20 protein-coding genes are annotated in these 21,410 nt (G+C 48.5%); 8 read left to right on the top strand and 12 right to left on the bottom strand.

Translation table 11 applies throughout. The features are described from left to right. Positions 1-17 precede the first annotated feature (17 nt). The 3 genes from ACYVGO_RS30645 (at position 18) to ACYVGO_RS30635 (ending at position 3,371) form a co-directional block, all read left to right on the top strand. Positions 18-872 carry a fumarylacetoacetate hydrolase family protein gene (locus ACYVGO_RS30645; protein WP_142774679.1) on the top strand — a complete coding sequence of 285 codons (855 nt, stop codon included), beginning with the start codon at positions 18-20 and terminating at the stop codon, positions 870-872. Positions 873-964: 92 nt separating this feature from the next. Beyond that, entirely contained in the window at positions 965-1,798 is an 834-nt protein-coding gene (locus ACYVGO_RS30640) for an amidohydrolase family protein (protein WP_460972570.1), read from the top strand. A gap of 109 nt (positions 1,799-1,907) precedes the next feature. Then, the gene (locus tag ACYVGO_RS30635; RefSeq protein ID WP_460972569.1) at positions 1,908-3,371 is read left to right on the top strand and encodes a gluconokinase; all 1,464 of its coding nucleotides are present in this window, start codon (positions 1,908-1,910) and stop codon (positions 3,369-3,371) included. Here ACYVGO_RS30635 and ACYVGO_RS30630 read toward each other — a convergent pair. The 4 genes from ACYVGO_RS30630 to ACYVGO_RS30615 form a co-directional block, all read right to left on the bottom strand. Further along, complete coding sequence (locus ACYVGO_RS30630; protein WP_460972815.1) at positions 3,366-3,875, bottom strand: GNAT family N-acetyltransferase; 510 nt, start codon at positions 3,873-3,875, stop codon at positions 3,366-3,368. The genes ACYVGO_RS30635 and ACYVGO_RS30630 overlap by 6 nt on opposite strands. An 85-nt stretch (positions 3,876-3,960) precedes the next feature. Then, the gene (gene argC, locus ACYVGO_RS30625; protein ID WP_460972568.1) at positions 3,961-4,944 is read right to left on the bottom strand and encodes an N-acetyl-gamma-glutamyl-phosphate reductase; all 984 of its coding nucleotides are present in this window, start codon (positions 4,942-4,944) and stop codon (positions 3,961-3,963) included. A 34-nt stretch (positions 4,945-4,978) separates the two neighbouring features. Beyond that, a complete protein-coding gene (locus ACYVGO_RS30620) occupies positions 4,979-6,130 on the bottom strand; it encodes a glycosyltransferase family 9 protein (RefSeq protein ID WP_460972567.1) in 1,152 nt (383 codons plus the stop codon). A gap of 65 nt (positions 6,131-6,195) precedes the next feature. After that, positions 6,196-7,386 (bottom strand): argininosuccinate synthase, encoded by a 1,191-nt coding sequence (locus ACYVGO_RS30615; protein WP_142774685.1) that lies wholly within the window; start codon positions 7,384-7,386, stop codon positions 6,196-6,198. 513 nt (positions 7,387-7,899) lie between these two features. On the opposite strand from ACYVGO_RS30615, the gene ACYVGO_RS30610 reads away from it, so the two are divergent. Continuing rightward, entirely contained in the window at positions 7,900-8,484 is a 585-nt protein-coding gene (locus tag ACYVGO_RS30610; protein WP_460972566.1) for a hypothetical protein, read from the top strand. Between the two features lie 17 nt (positions 8,485-8,501). Here ACYVGO_RS30610 and ACYVGO_RS30605 read toward each other — a convergent pair whose 3' ends face one another. Both ACYVGO_RS30605 and fabG read right to left on the bottom strand, forming a co-directional pair. After that, positions 8,502-9,380 (bottom strand): diacylglycerol/lipid kinase family protein, encoded by an 879-nt coding sequence (locus ACYVGO_RS30605; RefSeq protein WP_142774686.1) that lies wholly within the window; start codon positions 9,378-9,380, stop codon positions 8,502-8,504. Positions 9,381-9,625: 245 nt separating this feature from the next. Then, positions 9,626-10,363 (bottom strand): 3-oxoacyl-ACP reductase FabG, encoded by a 738-nt coding sequence (gene fabG / locus ACYVGO_RS30600; protein ID WP_142774687.1) that lies wholly within the window; start codon positions 10,361-10,363, stop codon positions 9,626-9,628. Between the two features lie 110 nt (positions 10,364-10,473). Here fabG and ACYVGO_RS30595 point away from each other — a divergent pair, with 110 nt between their 5' ends. Further along, positions 10,474-10,932 carry a YybH family protein gene (locus ACYVGO_RS30595; RefSeq protein ID WP_142774688.1) on the top strand — a complete coding sequence of 153 codons (459 nt, stop codon included), beginning with the start codon at positions 10,474-10,476 and terminating at the stop codon, positions 10,930-10,932. A 30-nt stretch (positions 10,933-10,962) separates the two neighbouring features. Here the strand turns inward: ACYVGO_RS30595 and ACYVGO_RS30590 are convergent, their stop codons facing one another. Beyond that, positions 10,963-12,222, bottom strand: a complete 1,260-nt coding sequence (locus ACYVGO_RS30590) for an acyltransferase family protein (protein WP_460972565.1) — start codon at positions 12,220-12,222, stop codon at positions 10,963-10,965. A 163-nt stretch (positions 12,223-12,385) separates the two neighbouring features. On the opposite strand from ACYVGO_RS30590, the gene ACYVGO_RS30585 reads away from it, so the two are divergent. Continuing rightward, positions 12,386-12,796, top strand: a complete 411-nt coding sequence (locus ACYVGO_RS30585; RefSeq protein ID WP_460972564.1) for a MaoC family dehydratase — start codon at positions 12,386-12,388, stop codon at positions 12,794-12,796. 121 nt (positions 12,797-12,917) lie between these two features. Here ACYVGO_RS30585 and ACYVGO_RS30580 read toward each other — a convergent pair whose 3' ends face one another. Both ACYVGO_RS30580 and ACYVGO_RS30575 read right to left on the bottom strand, forming a co-directional pair. After that, complete coding sequence (locus ACYVGO_RS30580; RefSeq protein WP_142774691.1) at positions 12,918-13,097, bottom strand: histone H1; 180 nt, start codon at positions 13,095-13,097, stop codon at positions 12,918-12,920. Between the two features lie 145 nt (positions 13,098-13,242). Then, positions 13,243-14,547, bottom strand: a complete 1,305-nt coding sequence (locus ACYVGO_RS30575) for an aminotransferase class I/II-fold pyridoxal phosphate-dependent enzyme (RefSeq protein WP_142774692.1) — start codon at positions 14,545-14,547, stop codon at positions 13,243-13,245. 219 nt (positions 14,548-14,766) lie between these two features. On the opposite strand from ACYVGO_RS30575, the gene accC reads away from it, so the two are divergent. Both accC and ACYVGO_RS30565 read left to right on the top strand, forming a co-directional pair. Continuing rightward, the gene (gene accC / locus ACYVGO_RS30570) at positions 14,767-16,263 is read left to right on the top strand and encodes an acetyl-CoA carboxylase biotin carboxylase subunit (protein WP_460972563.1); all 1,497 of its coding nucleotides are present in this window, start codon (positions 14,767-14,769) and stop codon (positions 16,261-16,263) included. A gap of 119 nt (positions 16,264-16,382) precedes the next feature. Beyond that, positions 16,383-16,511 (top strand): hypothetical protein, encoded by a 129-nt coding sequence (locus tag ACYVGO_RS30565; RefSeq protein ID WP_256366005.1) that lies wholly within the window; start codon positions 16,383-16,385, stop codon positions 16,509-16,511. 159 nt (positions 16,512-16,670) lie between these two features. Here the strand turns inward: ACYVGO_RS30565 and ACYVGO_RS30560 are convergent, their stop codons facing one another. The 3 genes from ACYVGO_RS30560 to ACYVGO_RS30550 all read right to left on the bottom strand — a co-directional run bounded on the left by ACYVGO_RS30560 (position 16,671) and on the right by ACYVGO_RS30550 (position 21,344). Beyond that, on the bottom strand, positions 16,671-17,750 hold the full coding sequence (locus ACYVGO_RS30560) for an AAA family ATPase (RefSeq protein WP_168207940.1): 1,080 nt from the start codon (positions 17,748-17,750) through the stop codon (positions 16,671-16,673). Between the two features lie 113 nt (positions 17,751-17,863). Then, a complete protein-coding gene (locus tag ACYVGO_RS30555) occupies positions 17,864-18,781 on the bottom strand; it encodes a PorP/SprF family type IX secretion system membrane protein (protein WP_460972562.1) in 918 nt (305 codons plus the stop codon). 184 nt (positions 18,782-18,965) lie between these two features. Then, on the bottom strand, positions 18,966-21,344 hold the full coding sequence (locus ACYVGO_RS30550) for an OmpA family protein (RefSeq protein WP_460972561.1): 2,379 nt from the start codon (positions 21,342-21,344) through the stop codon (positions 18,966-18,968). Between the last annotated feature and the right edge of the window lie 66 nt (positions 21,345-21,410).

Below are 21,410 nucleotides of genomic sequence, written 5' to 3'. Positions count from 1 at the left end.
AATCTGAATTTTACCGCATGAAACTTTTCCGCTTCGGCTTGCCCGACCACGAACACCCCGGCGTAGTACTGCCCACCGGCCAACATATTGACGTAACCCACTTTGGTGAAGATTACGACGAATCTTTTTTTGCCAGCAATGGTCCCGAACGCCTGACGCATTGGCTTACGGCTCACGCACACACGTGTCCCGAAGTTTCGGCTGATGAGCGCTTCGGACCCTGTGTCAAGCGGCCATCTAAAATTGTATGTGTTGGCCTGAACTATGCCAAACATGCGGCAGAAACCAACGCTCCCGTTCCAGCCGAGCCGATTCTGTTCTTCAAATCGACCAGCGCGATTGTTGGCCCGAATGACAACGTCGTGATCCCCAAGCGCTCTGAAAAAACTGACTGGGAGGTAGAGTTAGCTATCGTTATTGGCAAGAAGGCCAGTTATGTTGAGCTGGACGATGCTTTTGATTACATAGCCGGTTACGCACTGCACAACGATTATAGTGAGCGGGCGTGGCAATTAGAGCGCGGTGGTCAATGGGTGAAAGGCAAAAGCGCTGATACGTATGCGCCCCTGGGCCCTTATCTGGTCACGAAAGACGAAGTAGCCAACCCTAACGCCCTCAATCTGTGGCTAAACATCAACGGTGAGCAATTGCAAAATTCCAATACCGACGACATGATTTTCAACGTCCCGACGCTGGTTAGCTACATCAGTCAGTTTATGACGCTGTTACCTGGCGATGTAATTTCCACCGGCACCCCAGCTGGCGTAGGAATGGGGCTGAAACCCCAGCGCTTCCTCAAACCCGGCGATGTAGTCGAATTAGGCATTGAAGGATTAGGTGAGCAGAAACAGACAGCGGTCGCATTTACTTAATGGATAATGAATAATGTAAAATGCATAATGAGGCTATATCCATAATTCATTATGCATTTTACATTATTCATTATCCATTCTACATTAACGTTATGACCATCGACTCACACCAACATTTCTGGTATTTCGATCCCGTTCGGGATAGCTGGATTACGGATGATATGGCCATCATCCAGCGCGATTTCTTACCCGCCGATTTAGAGCCGGTTCTGACGCAGAATGGCATCGATGGGTGCGTGGCCGTTCAGGCGTCGCAATCGGAGGAAGAAACGCTGTTTCTGGTCAAAATGGCCCAGAATTATGACATCGTGAAAGGGGTGGTTGGCTGGGTAGATTTGCAGTCCAAGCAGTTGACAGATCGGCTGGAGTTGTTTTCAAAATACAAAGAAATTAAAGGCTATCGGCACGTAGCACAGGCTGAACCCGACGACTTTCTGGCTCGACCGGCGGTTATAGACGGCATTCGGCAACTGGCCCATTTTGGTCTGACGTACGACATCCTGATTTACCCCAGCCAACTGAAAGCTGCCCTGCATCTGGTACGGGCTGTCCCTGAAGTCAACTTTGTAATTGACCACCTGGCAAAACCATATATCAAGAAACAGGAGATCAGTCGGTGGTCGAATTTCATGACCGAGCTAGCAAAAAACAAGAACGTTTCGTGTAAACTATCCGGCATGGTAACCGAAGCCGATTGGCACAATTGGAGCAAACGCGACTTCTTTCCTTACCTGGATGTAACGTTCGAGCACTTTAGCCCCGACCGGCTCCTGTTTGGCTCCGATTGGCCGGTTTGCTTAGTTGCCGCCAACTATACGCAGGTTAAAACACTGGTGGAAGACTACGTTGATCCTTGGGGAGCAGAAGCCCGCGCAAAAGTCTTCGGCGAAAATGCGGTGGCGTTTTATAAGCTGACTGACTCATGAACAGTTATTACACAGAGAGTGATAGAGATACATGGAGAACAAAGAAAAACTCGGTGTATCTCTATCACTCTCCGTGCGTCTCTGTGTTTCATTTTTTTATCTCCTACTTATGAATTGCTTTGTTGGCGTTGACGTCGGCACAACCAACGTAAAAGCCCTGGCGATGCCGTCGGATTTGAGTCAGATTCTGGCCCATGCATCCGCTCCGCTTACCACACTCAACCCCGAAGCGGGTTATGCTGAACAGGACCCCGCCGAAATCTGGTCGGCTTTTGTTCAGGTCATTTCGGAAGTAAGTCGCGAAGTAGCCCAAAGCGGCAATGTGATCACGCACGTTGCCTTTTGTACGGCCATGCACAGCCTCTTGCCAATGGATGGGAATGGCAACCCGCTTGGCAATGCCATTCTCTGGTCCGACAACCGAGCCGAAGCGCAGGCAAACGAACTCCGAACCACGCAGGCCGATCTGGGAAAAACCATTCATGAAGAAACGGGCACACCCATCCACCCCATGATTCCGCTTTGCAAGCTGGCCTGGCTACGTGAACATGATCCACGTCTTTTGCGCCGTACAGCTCATTTCGGTTCAATCAAAGAGTTTTTATGGCAGAAACTAACGGGTGAGTTTGAGATTGATTTTTCAATTGCAACCGCTACGGGTTTGTTCAACGAAAGCAAGCGTCACTGGAGCAAGCGCGCTATGGATTACGCGGGTGTACGGGTCGACCAGCTATCGACGCCCGTTCCCACAACCTACCAGCGCACCTACCAGCCCAGACCCGAAACAGCCGGAACCGGATTGCCAACGGGAGTTTCCCTCCTGATTGGTGCCTCCGATGGCTGTCTGGCTAATCTGGGCGCCGGGGCCATCAAACGGGGCACCGCTACGCTGACCATCGGCACAAGCGGAGCCATTCGGCAAACGGTTCGTAAACCGCTACGAGATCCGCAGGGGCGCTTATTCTGTTATTATCTGGATGAAGGGTATTATGCAGTTGGAGGCCCTACCAATAATGGGGGTAATGTATTGGAGTGGGTTTCCGAAAAATTAACCCAACAGGATACTAAAACCGTTCTGGAGGAAGCCGCCACCATTGTGCCCGGCTCGGATGGTCTCTTATTCCTCCCCTACCTGCAAGGCGAACGGGCACCTTTATGGGATGCCTCCGTACGTGGTGCCTACCTGCACGTTGATTGGCAGCATACGCGAGCGCATTTTATACGTGCTGCGCTGGAAGGTGTCTTATTTAATCTGCTCAGCATTAACGAGCTTCTGAAGGAGTACACAGGCCCTGCGCGGGTTATTCATGCCAACGGAGGCTTTGCCCAATCTACGCTCTGGGTGCAGATGCTAGCCGATATGGCGGGTGTTCCAGTGCGGCTCAACGCCAGTAACGAAAGTGGTTCAATGGGTGCGATCTTGTTGACCATGAAAGCCATTGGCATCGTAAAAACGCTGGACGAAGCCGCCGAACGAGTTGCTTTTGGCGAAACGTTTGAACCGGACTTAACTCGTCATAAAACGTATCGCGATGAGTTTAGAAAGTGGCAGGATGCTCTGACGCGGCTATGAATTAACAACTGGCGTTCCAAATAATAAAACCTCGTCACCAGTTGTAAGACGTACAGGCCGCTCAAAACGTAAGCCCAGCTTTTCGAGAAGATGAATGGAGTTTTGGTTATCGGGATTGGTAATACCGACAATTCGGGTGGCACCCAATACGTCGCGGGCATAAGTCATGACGGCGTTAGCAACTTCATAGCCGTACCCTTTACCCACATAACCGGGCAGCAAGGCAAAACCGATGTCAATATCCTCCAGGGTATCGCGCTTAAACAGGCCGCACATGCCAATGGAGACTCCATTGCTTTTTAGTGCTACACGATAAGGTCCAAAACCGTGTTCTTCATAACTTTTGATCGACCCATTTAGAATGTACTGACGTGCATCGTCCAGGTTTCTAACACCCCGATCACCAATGAACGTAAGCCACGAGGGTGTATTCAGAAGCTCAAGTATGAATGGAGCATCCTCTATCGTGAACTTATCGATTAGTAAGCGGTCAGTTTCAAGCATCACACGTAGCCTGGACGTCCACGTCCGGGTATTGCATTATCCTTTATACCTTTACCCGGACGTGGACGTCCAGGCTACAGTATACTTAAAACGCTACTGATTTCAGGCGGAGTCCCGTATCCTCCGGCAAACCGAAAACCAGATTCAAATTTTGAACTGCCTGACCCGATGCACCTTTGGTCAGGTTGTCGATTATACTGGTAATCAGCAATTGGCCATCGTGTACTTCCAGATGCAACAGGCATTTATTTGTATTTACAACCTGCTTCACATCGATGAGTGCGTCGCTCACGTGGGTAAACGGATGGCTTCCGTAATAATTTTTGTAGAGCTGTTTCGCTTCTTCCAGCGTGCCCAAATAGGGCGTATACACGTTAGCCATTATACCTCGTGTGTAATCACCGCGATACGGCACGAAATTGATAGCGTGGTTGAAATCAGGTTCCAACTGAGTTAGACTCTGACGAATTTCGGCTAAGTGCTGGTGCGTGAAGGCTTTGTAAATCGACACATTGTTATTTCGCCACGTAAAGCCTGTTGTAGGGACAAGCGCCTGCCCTGCACCCGTACTTCCTGTAATGGCACTTACCTGAACCGCATCGGTTAGCTTTCCAGCTTTAGCCAACGGCAGCAACGCCAACTGAATGCTGGTTGCAAAGCAGCCCGGATTCGCAATGCGCATGGCTTCCTGAATACACTCCCGCTGTAATTCGGGGAGGCCGTAAACAAAATCATCGTGCTCATCGCGAAAATCGGCACTGAGGTCAATCACCGCAACGTCGTCGGATATGTCATGCTCAGCCATAAACGTGACCGATGCACCATGCCCTGAGCACAGAAAAATAGCGTCAACGGTTGCTTCCCCATCCCGCAAGGACGGAACCTCACCCGAAAACGTTAGGTCTGTATCGCCCAGCAAATCAGTATGTGTAGACCAGACAGGTTTACCAGCCTGGCTATTACTGTACACGAATGCGACGTTAACAAACGGATGATTTATAAGAATACGGAGCAGTTCGCCACCCGTGTAGCCTGCCCCGCCAATGATACCAACATTTATTTTTTCCATACTTTTTAGCTAACGACCGCCTTAGCTGATTGATTCACTTCGAACTAGTAACCCGGCTCCGTTCATTCACGTTCCGAAACCAGTCCATTGCTTGTTCCAGCACAGCGTCATCAAAAACGGTAACATATTCACTCTGAAAGCCAGGCCGATCAAGAATCAACGAGCGACTCAATTCATGATTATGAATCACCATGGTTGGCTGGCTGGCGATCGGAAAAAATTGAATACCCATACCATTTTTCTGAAACGAAAAGGTTGGACAACCTAAACAACAGAGGTGCATGGGTAACGAGTCGAGTGTAAAAGCGGCTTGTGCCTGTTCGCTCAGGCTGGCAATATCCTGAAGGTTCAAATTACCAACGGCCGGTGTCAGTCGATCAGCCGCAGCTGGGTTCTCGGCCCGAACGCGTTCGTATAACTCCGTTGTGAAGGCTTTCTGGCCACTAAATACAAGTGGGTGTGGCGTTTCGATTAACAACCGTTTTGCCAACTGACTCCAGTAATCAACGGAGAGCATCCGAACCTCACTTCCTGATTCAGGAAAAATCAGAATAGGTTTCTGCAGGGGAACAGGGCGGTTTAACTTTGCCCACAACTGGGCTGGCGATTGGGCTGGGTGAACAAAATAGGGTTCAACCGTTCGTAAATCGCCGACAACACCCATTGGCTTCAGTACCTTCAAAATCAGGTCGAAGTTATGAACTTCCTCATCGGGCATAAAAAACTCATCGTCGAGCAGACCACCAAAACCACGGGTACCAAAGCCAATTTTGCGTTTGACCTGCAAATAAGGCAACACAAAGTGCATGGGCGAATCCGAGAACCGAACATCAACCGAGTAATCATACACCGTATCGCGTAGGTCTTTTATTGCCGATCGGGTTGTCCGGTAAAATTCCTGCCATTTGGCCCATTTCGACAATGAACGCCGATTTGTGCTGACGTGGTTGAGGTGAACAACCCGCCGAATGTAGGGGTTACCTTTCCAGATGGGATCGCACCAACTCCCCGCCAACACGTCGATTTGTGCGTTAGGGTAACGCTGACGGATGAGCGGGAACGCATACGACAAAATCAGGGCGTCGCCCAAATGTCCCGACGTCATGAGCAAAATTTGGGGAGCCTCCTCATCCAGTGAACCGAAATCGCGCTGGCTGTAGCTTCCCCGCGCGTACTGATCAACCACAACATCAAGGAGTTGAAGTGGGTAACCAATACGCCTGGGAGCGCAATATTTTCTCGGTTTACCGATCACTGATTGTTAATTTTCTCGTAGATCATCACCTGGTTGGAAGCCACTTTGGAGAAGCCCCGCACATCATCGCCAGTCCAGGCGTTGTTCATTTCGCCATATGAACCAAATTTCGACGACATCAGATCATGGTCCGACTCGATGCCCAGTACCTGGAACCGATAGGGTGCCAGCAATACGTGCACCTTACCCGAAACATGCGCCTGCGTATCGGCCAGGAACGTTTCAATGTTGCGCATTACAGGGTCCATAAATTGGCCTTCGTGTAGCATCGTTCCGTACCAGTTGGCCAGTTGCTCTTTCCAGTACAACTGCCATTTGCCCAGTACGTGTTTCTCGAGGGTATGGTGCGATTTAATAAGAATCAGCGGAGCAGGAGCTTCGAATCCAACCCGTCCTTTAATACCAATGATTGTATCGCCTACGTGGATGTCGCGGCCAATGCCAAACGGCCCGGCCAGTTCAGTGAGTTTACGAATGGCATCAACTGGATTGGCAAATTTCTCGTCTCCAATTGCCTTGATTTCGCCGTGCTGGAAGGTAAGCGTAATGGTCTCCTGCTCCGTTTTCGTTACCTGAGTTGGCCAGGCTGACTCGGGCAGAAACTGGTCAGATGTCAGGGTTTCCTTACCCCCTACTGAGGTTCCCCACAGTCCTTTGTTGATCGAATAGGCGGCTTTGTGCCACTCCTGATCGACGCCTTTAGCCTTTAGGTATTCGATTTCGGCCTCCCGCGATAATTTAAGATCACGGATGGGCGTAATGACTTCGGCATCGGGCGCAATGATCCGAAATGCCATATCGAAACGAACCTGATCGTTACCCGCACCAGTACTACCGTGTGCAATGGCCGAGGCACCAATTTCCCGCGCGTATTCGGCAGCGGCAATCGCCTGAAAAATTCGCTCGGCGCTTACGGAAAGTGGGTAGGTGTTGTTTTTCAGGACGTTACCGAACACCAGAAACTTCAGGCATTGTTGGTAATAATCGTCCGTTTTGGAGATCGTCACGTGGGACTTAACCCCTAGTGAGTATGCCCTTTCCTCAATCGCTTTGAGTTCGGCATCGGAGAAACCGCCCGTATCGACCAGCACCGAGTATACATCCATACCCCGGTCTTCGGACAAATATTTAACGCAGAAGGAGGTATCGAGACCTCCGCTGAAGGCAAGAACTACTTTTTGAGACATCAGACAGAAGACACCGAACGCCATAACGCCCGGCATCAGTATAGTTTTGGAGGGGCAAATATCGGGCTTTTGACGTTTAGTTGCGCTAATGACTGTAAAAGGGTGCAAGACAAGTCCATTTTTACGGCTTATCAGCGCAGATTGTGTCTATTTGTATGACAGGATTACAGGATTTCGGTTTACCGATAATCCTGTAATCCTGTCATACAAATTTGTTTTGCACTCGTAAGCGTCAGGGTGGTTTACAAGGTACTCGAAAGATCCTAATCACATTTTAATCCCTGATTACAGTCAGATAACCAGAAGGTTATGCCCACTTAGCTTATCTGAAGGGTAAGTGCCTTTTCCTTACTATTCACAAATCCAGGAAAATGAGTTTTATTAAACCGCTTTTAGGCTGATGCGCGTAACGAGTTCTCAACCACAAATGGGTTGCCCTGGAGAACAAGGCCCGTTACAAACAAAATAATACACAAACCAACTCGATGTTTATCTTAAAAACAAAGACGATTTATGACCAATTTATTCGTTAAACAGTTATGTACTGTTCTAATTGGAACAGTTATTCTTTCTTCGTGCAGTAGGCCCGTCGCTTATTTTCAGCGTAGCCCTGTTGAACCGGCAACTCTATTCAACACGCAAACAGCAGCTATTTCAACACCTACTCAGGCTATTCTGGTACCAACTGAGACACTCACGCCAGCCAATGATACCAGTAAGCAACTTGACATCTATGCTCGTACTGATAGCAGACTGGTGGCCAACAAAAAGTTAAGCAAGCGCATGGATCGGGAGAGAAATTTGTTGGCCACAAGCTTTGGAGTAAAGGCAGCAACCGGTGCGAATACCCCTCGTAAGATGAATATGGTGGAGCGGTTAATGCTTAAGAAGGTAAACAAGCAGATCAATCGGCAACTGGCCCCTACCCATCCAGAAAAAGCAATGCTTAGCCGGGGTTATCTGATTGGAGGGGGCGCGGTTCTGTTGATTGGCGGTTTACTGTTGCTAATCATTGGCACGGGTACTGCTGCCTTTATCGGCCTAATTATAGCCCTCATAGGTGCCGTTGGATTAATACTTGCCCTGTTTGGTTATTAATCATAGAAACGCCTTAGTTACAACAAGACCAGCAAGCTTCCCGGCAATATCCGTACCTCGGCGCGGCCTGTGGGTAATATCAACGGTTCACCATCGGCATGAATCAATAAAGGTTCACTGGTTTCCACGGTCGCGTTCGTGATTGAGTGCCCCCGCCAGTAGCTTGATTGATTTAGTGTTTTGTTGAACAACCGCCAGGTGATCATTGGGGCCGACTGCGCTGGGAAAGGTCGAATTTCGCACTGTTCCAGTTTCCCGTCGGCAATGTTGGCAGTGGGGGCCATCCAGGCGTTATTGCCAAACTGCCCGGCATTGGCGAAGGTTAATGAGAATACTTCCTTAGGCTGACCATTCAGCAGGAGCCTCTGTGGCTTATAAGCCTGAAAAGCCCGAAAAGCTGTGCGGACGTAGGTTGGTAGTCCACGTACGGGTTGCTTCGCAAACTCGTGGGCCACGTAGGCTTCAAAGCCCAGCCCAGCGGTGCAGAAAAATGGGTACTCGTTAATTTCGCCACTGTCAATCACAACCGGACGACCACTTAAAGCCCGCTCAACAGCCTTCATTGGGTTTAGCGGAACACCCAGATGACGGGCGAGTCCATTCCCTGATCCAATGGGCACAATACCCAAGGCCGTCGCCGACCGCCGGAGTGCTTTTGCGATTTCGTTGATGGTACCGTCGCCCCCAATAGCGAGGATACGCATAACCCCCCGCTCGGTAGCTGCGGCTGCTAACTCGGTAGCATGACCAGCATGCGTTGTGTGAGCCACTTCGGGAACGTAACCCAGCGCATCGGCCTGGCGCATAAATGCATCCTGAAACAGTTTTTTCTGCTCGGCAGATGTTGTGCCAGAGTTCGGGTTAATGATGGCCAGAACGGCCGAGCGGGTAGCCACTTTACGAAAAGAAAATGAATAAGATGAGTATGAAAATCACGATAAAGATATAGTACCAGCCGTCGGAAAAAATATACGGCTTATACTCATTATAGAATTTTCGGATTCTGTTCATGGAGCGGTTACGGTAAATACGCTTGTAAAGATAAGCACGGTTTGTGGTTTAGGTATTCGGGTTATGGTATTTGGCGGCACGTTGCTACACTTGTGTGCCAGTCCACCATAACCCAAATACCTAAAACCACCTACAACGCCTGGCCCCCATTCACCGACAGCACGTGGCCATTCACAAACGAGGCTTCATCGGAAGCTAAAAACAAATAGGCGTTGGCAATGTCCTCGGGTTTGCCAATACGCCGAACGGGTATCGTAGCCACGGCCTGATTACGTACTTCATCGGGCATAGCATCCGTCATGGCTGTTTGAATAAAACCCGGCGCAACGGCGTTGGCCGTAATGCCCTTTGGTCCCAGCTCTTTCGCCCATGAGCGAACCATACCAATAATTCCCGCCTTGGCAGCCGCGTAATTAGTCTGCCCAAATGCTCCATGAACGCCATTGATAGACGAGGTACAGATGATCCGGCCGTATTTCTGCTCAACCATGTAGGGCGCAATCACTTTGGTGCAATTGAATACCCCCGTCAGGTTAACGTCGATGACCTGCTGCCATTCGGAGAAAGACATTTTCAGCAGGGTTTTATCGCGGGTGATACCGGCATTGTTAATCAGAATATCAATTCGCCCATAGCGGTCAAACACATCCTGGGCTGCGGCTTCAATTCGCGGCACATCGGTTGTACTCACATGCATGAATTCGCATCGAAAACCCTGGTCAGTCAGCGTTTGTGCGGTAGTGCTCCCTTCGTTGAGCACATCCCAGATAATGACCGTGGCTCCTTCACGACAAAATACGTCCGCAGCTTTCTGGCCTATTCCCCGGGCAGCGCCGGTAATGATGGCCACTTTATTTTGTAGTCTCATGATTCATTCGGTATAAACTCCTGTTCAGAATGGGCGCTAAATAACGTTAAAATATATGCTATTTACCAACCCTGGGAGGGTTACCTTCGTTTCATCAAAAAACACCGACCATGAACCGACTATATATCGTTTTAGTACTCTCCTTCATTGGCTGGTCTGCCTTTGGCCAGCAAACCATTGAAGCGCAATCAAAGCAGGTAGCCAAAGAGCGCAGGACTATTCTGCAAATTTTAGAACGCCAGACCAGCGACTGGAACAGCGGCCGTGTCGATAAATTCATGAACGGCTATTGGGTTTCCGATTCACTGACCTTCGTTGGCAAAGCGGGCGTTACCTACGGCTATCAGGCAACACTGGCTAACTACAAAAAGCGCTACCCGAGTCGAGCCTCCATGGGTTCGCTCAAATTCGACATTCTGCAGTTGGATTTTCTGACCCCTGATGTTGCCTATGTCATTGGCCGCTTTCACCTCACACGCCCAAAAATTGGCGATGCTGATGGTCATTTCACGCTACTCTGGCGCAAGATTAAAAATCGCTGGGTCATTGTGAGCGATCATTCGAGTTAACAGCAGGGAGCACGGAGCATAGAGCAGGGACTAATGACTTTGTACCCCGTGCTCCTCGCCCCCTGCCCCGTGCTCATTTACTAACTGCGTAGGTTCTTTAGCGGACAATCGGTCGCGGAGTTCGGTGACGGGCTTCTCGAAGAACTTGTATAAAAGCGTTGAGAGGATCAATACCAGCCCCCAGAACAAGCCTACTTTAAGCCAACCCGTAGCCAAGGAGGTTGTCGGAATTCGCTCCACAACGTTTAGCATGATTGGAGTCAGATTCAGCAGGTACATTGAGTACGAAATCAGACTTATGTGTGTGATGGCTCGGGCAATGCCAAAGCGTGCCCACAAGCCGGTAGCCGTACGCCACCCATCCATGTAGGGTACCAACAAAGCCATACTGAACCCAATTAGTGGGAAGTAAAATGTGCGCTTGAAAAAGGTATAGGCGGGGAAAACGCCCAGGTGAACATAGTAGCCGATAATAAGAATGGAGGCCGAAAATGCAGCCAGTACCGTCATGAGCAGGCCAATAACCAGGAGTCGGCGTCGTAATGCTTCATTCATCCATTGAGCCGGAAAGTAATGCTTGGCATATGCAGCCAGTACGCCATACGAAATAGCATCCAGCCGAGTGACAACAATACCCCGGTAGCCTAACTCTCCTTCCTCAATTGGAATCTGGATAGCCGTAATAAAGCGGTACAAATTAGTACCAATAATGATCAGGAGGATGGTGGCCAGTACGATCCGTTGCCGCGACCATTGAGCTGAAAACAGGCTATGCATAATCCAGAGCACCAAAGGGAGCGTAATATACGACCACTCTTCAATGGCCAGGCTCCAGGTTTCCGGAAAGAAATCAGGCACAAACTGGGCGAAATTCTGGACGAAGAAAAAGTATTTAATCAGGGTTCCGGCGGGGGGCAACGTATGGTGCAGGCCACTTCGCCAGGCACGAAGCAAGGCCGTCAGAATTAACCCACCCAGTACCAGGTAATAGTTAGGTAAGGTGCGAAACCACCGACGCGTCCAGAAATTGAGCAGTAACTCGCGATCAAAGCGTTTCTTTTTTTCGTAGGACCGAATCAGAATACCCCCGATTAAAAAGCCACTCAAAACAAAAAACAATTCAACACCATCGGGCAGCAGATGATGAATAAAAAGCCCATTGTAGTATTCTTTCAAGGCAATGGTAGCATGTGCATCCACCACAATCAGGATGGCTAGTGCCCGCATCACATCCAACCCAAATACGCGTTTAGAAGCCGCCGTATTGAGCGAAAACAGTTTCGTAAGCATAATTAGGTACGAAGGTAAGACCCAATGAATAATGTATAATGCAGAGTTGGTAATGAATAATGTAAAATGGATAATGTAAAATGGGTAATGATTCCTTTACCTATGCGACCTTTGCCCCATAGTTATTATACATTACTCATTTTATATTATTCATTTACGCCAGATGGAATTTGGACTTAATGCTATTCATCGCTACGCATTTCGGTTCTCACAGGCCGAAGTAGCCGATTTTGCCCGCGTTACGGGTGATAATAACCCACTTCACCTTGATCCTGACTTTGCTGCCCAAACCCCTTTTAAACGACCTATTATTCATGGTATGCTGGGGGCCAGCGTATTCACGAAAGTGCTGGGTACGGAGTTTCCGGGCTATGGCTCGGTTTATTTAGGCCAAACACTAGAGTTCCTGCGACCTATGTTTGTCGATACAGATTATGAAGCCACGTTCACCGTACAGTCCATTGACCCGGCAAAACACACAGCGCAAATTCTGGGCGAAATCCGGGATGTGAAGACCGGCAAAGTCACAACCAAAGGCATTGCAACGTTAATGCACAAAGAGAAGATCGTTTAAGGTAGAAACGCCTGGTTGACGGACTAACGAACCAATCTTTACAAAGACGAAAACTCCCTCGTCAGACAGTATACTGTCTGACGAGGGAGTTTTCGTCTTTTACGGTCTGGAAAACCGTTGCTTACGCGGCTCCGTTCTTTGTATTTTGAACTTCTGAACGGATTTCCTGCGCCAGCGTTTTCAGATCCTGCATTCCTTTTCGAACGCGAGTACCGGCAGCCTGGTTATTTTTTTCGTAGAACTTCTCGAAATCACCTTCCAGCGACATAACCAAATTCTTTACTTCATCGAAGCGTGCCATAGCGATACGTATGGGTTTAAGTGTGTGAAAAATGCCCAAATTCCGCTAAAAACGCGGTTTTCGGCTGAAATTTAGTCATTCTCTCATACAGCGCAATAGCTTAGACAAAAAAATGACCAAAAAATCCAATTTTTTCACAAAAACCCTACTCAGTGGCTGCTTCGGCCGATACTTCGAGCGTTTTTGGCGCTATTGGCGCTATATTTTCCCGGTAAACACCGCGTTTAAGTTTATCACCCATTTGAGCAAAGGCATTTAGGGTATATTCTACATCTTCCAGGGAATGAGCAGCTGTTGGAATGATGCGTAACATGATTGTTCCTTTCGGAACAACCGGGTACACCACAATTGAACAGAACACACCCATATTTTCACGAAGGTCTTTCGTTAAGGTGGCAACTTCAGCAACGCCCCCTTCAATATGGTGCAGGAATACTGGAGTTACTGGCGATTCTGTATCGCCAATATCGAAGCCACGTTCGCGCAGGCCAGTTTGGATAGCCCGAACATTCGTCCAGAGTTTATCCCGGAACTCCGACGAGTTACGGATCATATCGAGCCGCTTCAGACCACCCACTACATAAGGCATAGGCAATGCTTTCGCGTAGGTCTGCGAGCGCATGTTATACTTGAGGTACATGATGATGTCATGATCGGCAGCGATAAACGCACCAATAGCGGCCATCGACTTGGCAAAGGTTGAGAAATACAGGTCGATTCCCGCCTGGCAACCCAACATTTCGCCAACACCGGCACCCGTTTTGCCCATAGTGCCGAAGCCGTGTGCATCGTCAACCAATAAGCGGAATTCGTATTTTTCTTTTAAAGCAACAATCTTATCCAGACTGCCCACTTTGCCCGACATGCCAAATACGCCTTCGGTAATCACCAGAATACTGCCCCCCTTTTCGGCGGCTAGTTTGGTGGCCCGCTGGAGGTTCTTCTCCAGACTAGCCATGTCATTATGGTTGAATTTGTAGTATTCACCCATTTTAGCCTTATGCAGCCGGATACCATCAATCAAACAGGCATGGCATTCGGCATCATAGACGATTACATCACGATGGTCAACAACGGCTTCGATAGCTGACATAACACCCTGATACCCATAGTTTAGCAGAAATGCATCTTCTTTCCCAACAAACTGGGCCAGTTCCCGCTCAAACTGCTCGTGGAGGTCACTATTCCCCGACATCATGCGGGCACCCATTGGATAAGCCAGCCCCCACTGTGCTGATGCGTCGGCATCGGCTTTCCGAACCTCGGGGTGATTGGCTAAACCAAGGTAGTTGTTCAGGCTCCAGTTCAACACTTCTTTGCCCCGAAAACGCATATGGGGGCCAAGTTCGCCTTCTAGTTTAGGGAACGCGAAATAATGGTGGCCATTGAACTCCCGTGCCGGCGAACCGATGGGACCTAAGTTGTTACGTAGCTTCTCAAATAAATCCACTTTTTATTATTGTTTATCAGGGCAAACCCTTGTTTTTTACGGAGTAAATGCAAAAATACGGTTAACTTTCGGTAGCGCAAATTTTCAATTCGATAATCGTTTTGTATTATTGGTCATAAGATTGCCATTAACTGGTCAGTTATCGTCATTCGTGGTCATTAAACGTTATAACCAGAAATGACAATCTTATGACCACGAATGACGATAACTAATCAGTTAATGACAATCAAAAAACTCCTTATTGCTAACCGGGGTGAAATTGCCTTACGGATTATGCGAACCGCCCGCGAGATGGGCATTCGGACGGTAGCTATCTACTCAGAGGCTGATCGTAATGCCCTCCATGTTCGGTACGCCGATGAGGCTGTTTGTGTTGGCCCTCCTCCTTCAACGGAATCCTATCTACGGGCCGATGTTATCATTGAGGTGTGTAAACGACTGAACGTCGATGCCATTCATCCAGGTTATGGATTTCTTTCGGAGAATGCCAATTTTTCCCGCGCCGTTCGTCAGGCAGGATTACTATTCGTTGGTCCTTCCCCGGAAAGTATTGAGGTTATGGGTAGCAAGCTAGCGGCCAAAGCGGCCGTGGCCAACTACAATATCCCGATGGTACCGGGCACACCCTCGGCTATTACCGATCGTGCCGAAGCCAAAGTAATTTCGGCCAAAATCGGTTATCCAATACTGATTAAAGCCAGCGCAGGCGGTGGCGGAAAAGGGATGCGCGTGGTAGAGAATGAGGAGGAATTCGATGAGCAGATGGATCGTGCCGTGAGTGAAGCCCAGTCGGCGTTTGGTGATGGATCGGTGTTTATTGAGAAATACGTCACCTCGCCCCGGCACGTCGAAATTCAGGTGTTGGGCGATCAGCACGGCAATATTATTCACTTGTTCGAGCGCGAGTGCTCCGTACAGCGACGGCACCAGAAAGTAGTCGAAGAAGCCCCATCGGCGATTCTGACGCCCGAAATTCGCGACGCGATGGGTCGTGCTGCCGTTGATGTTGCCCGGGCCTGTGGGTACTATGGCGCTGGAACGGTTGAGTTTATTGTCAACGACAAGCTTGATTTTTATTTTCTGGAGATGAACACGCGCCTTCAGGTTGAGCACCCGGTTACTGAACAGATTACGGGTGTGGACCTGGTAAAACAGATGATTTACATCGCAGAAGGCAAACCGTTGACGATTAAGCAGGAAGATTTACAGATAAAAGGTCACGCGGTAGAAGTGCGGGTATATGCCGAAGATCCAGCCAACAATTTCCTGCCCGACGTGGGCACGCTCGATACCTACATCCGGCCACAAGGCAACGGCGTTCGGGTAGACGACGGGTTCGAGCAGGGCATGGCCATCCCGATTTATTACGATCCCATGATTGCCAAGCTCATCACTTACGGCGACTCGCGTGAGGAAGCCATCCAGAAAATGATCCGGGCCATCGACGAATACCAGATTTCGGGTGTGCAAACAACGCTTCCTTTCTGCCGGTTTGTGATGGAACACGACGCCTTCCGATCCGGCCAATTCGACACAGGTTTCGTAAGCAAGTATTTCACACCTGATAAGCTAACCCCTAAGCCAGATGCCACTGAAGCCGAGTTAGCGGCAGTGCTGGCAGCCTGGCTAATGGAAAATCAGAAACCAAAGACGAATGGCACACCTGTTCAGGTAGCGGCTAAAGGCAGCAAGTGGAAAGCGAACCGGATGGGGTGACTTTCAAATTATGTATCTTTGATAGATACTATAGCAATCTGTTCTATGAACCTAAAAGTAGTTGTTCACAATGCCGAAGAAGGTGTTATTGGGCCGAAGTACCATCTATTCCCGGTTGCATGACACAAGGTGATACGTTTGATGAGTTGCTCCAGAACTTATATGAAGCTGTAGAAGGTTGCCTTTCAATCGATGTGGATGAACCAACGGCTGATGCCGATGCCCGAATTATGGAAATTGCCATATGAAACAAGTATTTGGCAAAGAGTTATGCCGTTTATTAGAACAAGAAGGATGGGAACCAACCGCTTAAAACAGGCCTACTGAAAGCCCTCTAAAAACGGCGGGTATTGATGAAAGTGATTTATACTAAATTGGCCGTTTGACGAATGAGTGGGCGATTCAAATCAAAACCCCATCTTCACTTCCTGACGCTCGCCCGATACAGTTTGTTCATCTAAATTGAAAATGTCGGCTAACGTCATAGGTTCCTTGGTGCGATGTTCCATACCCAGGTGCGTGAGCAGGTTGTTGGCTTTGGCAGGAGCTAATTTACCAAACGCATAGTCGACCATCAGACGCCCTTTTCGGAGTAGTGCCTTATCTAACAGATGCTTGCTGGCGTTGAAGGTGGCAATGACCTGTATGTGCATGCAGTCTGCCAATAGCCCATCCGTGAGGTTCAGGATATTTGAAACGCTGTTCGTGTCGCCACCAGCTTCGCGTGATTGCAGAATCCGTTCGGCATCTTCAATGATCAATACCGACTCCTTGTTATCCAGTAGAAACGGAATGATTTCGGGCGATGTCAGGTAGTTGGTCATGTAGGGAGGAAGAATGAGCATGTCCTTTTTAACCAGCGAACTGAGGTGTTTTATGTAGGTGGTCTTGCCCGTTCCGGGTTCACCGTGGAGCAGAATCAGTCCCTTGCTCTTGGGCTGAGCCAATAGGCCAACCAGACGTTCATGAACCGCCGGGAAGTCGTCGTTATAGTGAAGATCGAGGTCAATATCGGGAGGAAGAATCTCAACCCGTTCAGTATGCAGACCGCCCAAACCACTTTGAATCAGATAAATGTGCGTCTGATTATCTTCGTGTACGTACTTATGGTCCTGAAATCCATCCAGCAGGTTTTTTGCTGATACTTCATCGCGGTAATAGCCATACAGCCGAAAAAACCGCTCGCCAACAAATTCCGCTTTCAGAACGATACCTTCTTCATGTTGGTAAATTCGCTCGATAGCATGCCAGCCCTGGTCCGTAACGCGGATTGAGTGATTGATTAACACAAATCCCCGCGTATCTAACAATTGTTGCGCAGAGAGCTTAAAATCGTCATTGAAATGAAGATAGTTCGGATAACTCCCAAACGCCTGCACAAAATGCGGAGCAAGCGGAAACTCCCGATCTAGATCGCTGGGAATGTAGAGATTCTGAATAACTGATTGATTAGGCATACGACTATTGGCAGACAGATACCGCAACATGTCGGCCCTAAAAATCTCATTAGAAGGTTTCAATCGGGCGTCTTGTTACGTTTCCAGTGGGCCAATTTACCATTTTTTTCGTTGAAAAGGTGACAAGCGATCAGGCCAACCTATCAGTATTTAAACGTTAGGACATTCGGCGCAAAGCGAAGCATGATTTCATGAACGCTCTTTTGATCGTATTGCATCGCATTGGGGCTCTCTGGCGTTTGAGAGTTAAAAATGTATGCCAGCCGGATTGATTTGGTTAACTGATATTCAGCCAGAGCCTGCACATAATTTGTTGAAATAAGCCCAGGGCTATTTTGTCGATACGATAGACCTAGTCCCACCTGCTCATTAAACCACGCCCGAAGATTAATATCGAAACCCAGTGAACGATCAGCTATTTTAGAAATAAGTACGGATGGGATCAGTACCGTATTTTCGGCTACTTCAATTGGCATGCCCGCCTGAATCATAATAGGCCGAACACTTTTGTACAAGTATTGCCCCGTTATATCGGTTACCTGCCCGCTCAGTTCAGGTGCCGAAATACCACCAAAAAAGCGATCAGACTGATAATAAATCCCGACCCCAAAACTACCCATCGTTCGATTGATGCTCCCAATTGTGGTTGAATTAGCCAATGGCAGAATACTAACCCCGCCCTGAACACCAATCGACAATTTGGCCAGTGCCGGTAAGTTGAACCGATAGGCAACGCTTCCATAGACTCCCTGGGCCGTAAAAACACCCATTTGGTCGTTTAAGGCCTGAAACCCTAACCCGACTTTACCGTGTGCAATAGCTCCATCGGCCGAAACACTCTGAGTGACGGGTGCATACCGGACGCTGATCCATTTACGCCGGAGAAAAGCCGTCAGGTGAAACGACTCGCGACTTCCGGCAAAAGCAGGATTGATACTGAGCGGATTTAATAGGTATTGGGAATATAAAACCTCTTTCTGTGCATAGGCCCCTGAACCCAAAAAGAGGAGAAAACTGACAATTAAAAAAGAAGCAACTGACGTACGGAAACCAATGCGCATAAGGACGTTGAAATAAAGAAACAAGTTGCGAGGTTTTGGTGGAAAAACCTAAGGCATTAAAAAGGCTGGGACACAGAGATGCACTAAGACGCACAGAGATAAACGGAGTTTTATCATTTTTCTCTGTGTATCCCTGTGCGTCTTAGTGCATCCGCTCCGGCGGCCCGGTCTGTGTCCTAATCTCTTAATCCAGTTTCAGAATTTTAATCTCCGTCCGGCGATTTTGCTGATGTTCCTCTTCAATACAATTCACACCGTCTTTGCATTTGTTCAATAATTCACTTTCACCATAGCCTTTCGCTACCATTCGTTTAGCCGGAATCCCTTTGGATTTCAGATAGGCTACGGCCGACTTAGCCCGATTGGTCGATAAGGTATTATTATACTTCGCCGTTGCCCGACTATCGGTGTGTGACCGCATTTCGATGGTCATGGTTGGGTATTTCTTCATCAATTCCACCACTTTATCTAACTCAGCAGCCGCATCAGGGCGAATATTCGCTTTGTTCAGATTGTAATAGATATTATCGATTTTAATTACATCTCCTTTTTTGAACATAGTCAGATCCGTTGAGCCAGTACCTTCTTTGGTAATGTGGCTTCCAGTCGTGCCCATATTATCTTTCATCGCTTCGAGGGAGTAATTACAACCCGGTTTCACGGCAAACTCGTAGCTACCATCAGGCCCGGTAGTGGTCTCCTGCGAGCTACCATCACATTCATTCACCAATACAACTTTTACACCTGCAATCGGCATTTTGTCTGTCTGGGTGGTTACCCGCCCGCGCAATGTAGTCATAGCAGTTACTTCGGCGACTTCTTTCGGCTTCGAGAGCGGGATTTCCAGACGGGACGGTTGGTCATCTGACAGGTCTTTTGTTGAAAAACCAACTTTGCTCTCAACGTACCCTTCATGGCTGGCTAAGAATTTAAAGTCGCTGTCAACGTCCAGGCAAATACGAACCAATCCCTCTGAGTCGGTTTTAAGCTGTTTTTGTTTGTCGTTAACTGCATTATCCATGGCTACTAATGTGTTAGCCAGTGGCTGCTTTGAGTCAGCATCGGTAACACTTACGGTTAATTCGCGGCAGGGATATAACGCCCCATCACGCGTGAATCGGTACACATCATCATCGGCACCGCCGTTTTTGCGGTTACTGCTGAAATAGCCAGCCATCCGGTTGCCATCCGTTACAATTCCAAAATCATCTTTGGGTGAGTTCAATGGTTCGCCCAGGTTACGAGAGAGTAGTCCTTGCTGGCCATCGGGTGTAAGTTGTGCGTAAAATATATCCAGATCTCCCAGGCCAGGACGGCCGTCGGAGGAGAAATAGATGTTCCCTTTTTCGTCTACAAATGGGAAGAGTTCATTCCCTTTTGTGTTCACCTCTTTACCCAGATTGACGGGTTCACTCCATTTGCCATTCATCCATTTCGAGACGTAGATATCAGTACCACCCATTCCACCGGGTCGATCCGACGAGAAATACAGGAGCTGATCATCTTTAGAAAGTGCCGGGTGCCCGGTCGAATATTCATCACTATTGAAGGGCAGTTCTTCGGCTTTACTCCAGATACCACTCGTTTGCGTAGCGGTGTAGAGTTTTAATTTATTTACCCCATCGCTGCTTTTTCGGTACTGACCTTCGTTGAAGTTATTCCGGGTAAAGATTACCCGTGAGCCATCTTTCGTAAACGTTGCCGGGCCTTCGTGGTATTTTGTATTCAGCGTCCGGCTAAACCGATCAGACTCACTAATGGGCTGATCTTCGTAGCCTAAACTGATATTATTGCCCCCGTAGAAGCCAACCGTTTTTGTATCGTTGGCAGTAGGAGCCGTAAAATCGTCGCTACCGAGCGGGCGGATCAGTTGGGTTCGTACCCGTTTGGCCGATACTTTACTACCACCCAGACTCGACGCTTTTGAGCCTCGTAAGGTTTTTGTATCTGGTAAGTAGTACAAATCCAGAAAGGGTGTGTTGTTCCATTTGAAAACCCGTTTGATCCCGTTGCCGCCCGTACCAGCCGATACAAATACCAATCCCTCTTTATACATTACTGGACTGAACTCAGCCCGGCGGGTGTTCATGCTCAAAAACTCAACTTTGTAGCTGCCTGCATTTTTAGTTAGGGCGTTAACATCCCGATAAAGTTTTGAAAAAGATGGAGCCCGTTTATCTCCGGTCTGCATATTCCCGTATTTATCGTAGGCTTCCTGGGCCTCCTTATATTTTCCATTACTGGCTAATGCCTGGGCATAAAACAGGTAGCATTTGGTGTACTCAGCCGGTAGTTCTTTCCCACTCACTAAGTCATGGTACACGCGCTCTGCATTGGGCATGTCACGCGTTTGCTGATAGCTATACCCTAATTTAGCCTTCACATCCATACGATCGGCCTCCGACATGGATGTCTGTTTGGTAAGAGCCTGCTCATATAACTCAATGGCCTTGGTGTAGGCTAACTGGTCGAATTGGTGGTCCGCCTGTTTAATAAGCGACTGAGCCATCAACGGACTCACAAGTAGCCAGAGGAGAGCGATGATAGGGATAATTCGTGTCATACACTATGCAAGTTGGTAATCGGCAGAACAGAAAAAGATACGATATACTCTCCTATACAAGTTAAG

The organism is Spirosoma migulaei (assembly GCF_054776855.1).
The sequence above is the reverse complement of the archived record's forward strand: the minus strand, read 5'-3'. Positions and strand labels throughout refer to the sequence as shown.

Coding starts and splice junctions, on each gene's coding strand:
- ACYVGO_RS30555 (WP_460972562.1), bottom strand. CDS start 18,781: ATGCGCATTGGTTTCCGTACGTCAGTTGCTTCTTTTTTAATTGTCAGT.
- ACYVGO_RS30630 (WP_460972815.1), bottom strand. CDS start 3,875: ATGCTTGAAACTGACCGCTTACTAATCGATAAGTTCACGATAGAGGAT.
- fabG (WP_142774687.1), bottom strand. CDS start 10,363: ATGAGACTACAAAATAAAGTGGCCATCATTACCGGCGCTGCCCGGGGA.
- ACYVGO_RS30610 (WP_460972566.1), top strand. CDS start 7,900: ATGACCAATTTATTCGTTAAACAGTTATGTACTGTTCTAATTGGAACA.
- ACYVGO_RS30550 (WP_460972561.1), bottom strand. CDS start 21,344: ATGACACGAATTATCCCTATCATCGCTCTCCTCTGGCTACTTGTGAGT.
- ACYVGO_RS30590 (WP_460972565.1), bottom strand. CDS start 12,222: ATGCTTACGAAACTGTTTTCGCTCAATACGGCGGCTTCTAAACGCGTA.
- ACYVGO_RS30595 (WP_142774688.1), top strand. CDS start 10,474: ATGAACCGACTATATATCGTTTTAGTACTCTCCTTCATTGGCTGGTCT.
- accC (WP_460972563.1), top strand. CDS start 14,767: ATGACAATCAAAAAACTCCTTATTGCTAACCGGGGTGAAATTGCCTTA.
- ACYVGO_RS30640 (WP_460972570.1), top strand. CDS start 965: ATGACCATCGACTCACACCAACATTTCTGGTATTTCGATCCCGTTCGG.
- ACYVGO_RS30560 (WP_168207940.1), bottom strand. CDS start 17,750: ATGTTGCGGTATCTGTCTGCCAATAGTCGTATGCCTAATCAATCAGTT.
- ACYVGO_RS30645 (WP_142774679.1), top strand. CDS start 18: ATGAAACTTTTCCGCTTCGGCTTGCCCGACCACGAACACCCCGGCGTA.
- ACYVGO_RS30565 (WP_256366005.1), top strand. CDS start 16,383: ATGACACAAGGTGATACGTTTGATGAGTTGCTCCAGAACTTATATGAA.
- ACYVGO_RS30585 (WP_460972564.1), top strand. CDS start 12,386: ATGGAATTTGGACTTAATGCTATTCATCGCTACGCATTTCGGTTCTCA.
- ACYVGO_RS30580 (WP_142774691.1), bottom strand. CDS start 13,097: ATGGCACGCTTCGATGAAGTAAAGAATTTGGTTATGTCGCTGGAAGGT.
- ACYVGO_RS30635 (WP_460972569.1), top strand. CDS start 1,908: ATGAATTGCTTTGTTGGCGTTGACGTCGGCACAACCAACGTAAAAGCC.
- argC (WP_460972568.1), bottom strand. CDS start 4,944: ATGGAAAAAATAAATGTTGGTATCATTGGCGGGGCAGGCTACACGGGT.
- ACYVGO_RS30615 (WP_142774685.1), bottom strand. CDS start 7,386: ATGTCTCAAAAAGTAGTTCTTGCCTTCAGCGGAGGTCTCGATACCTCC.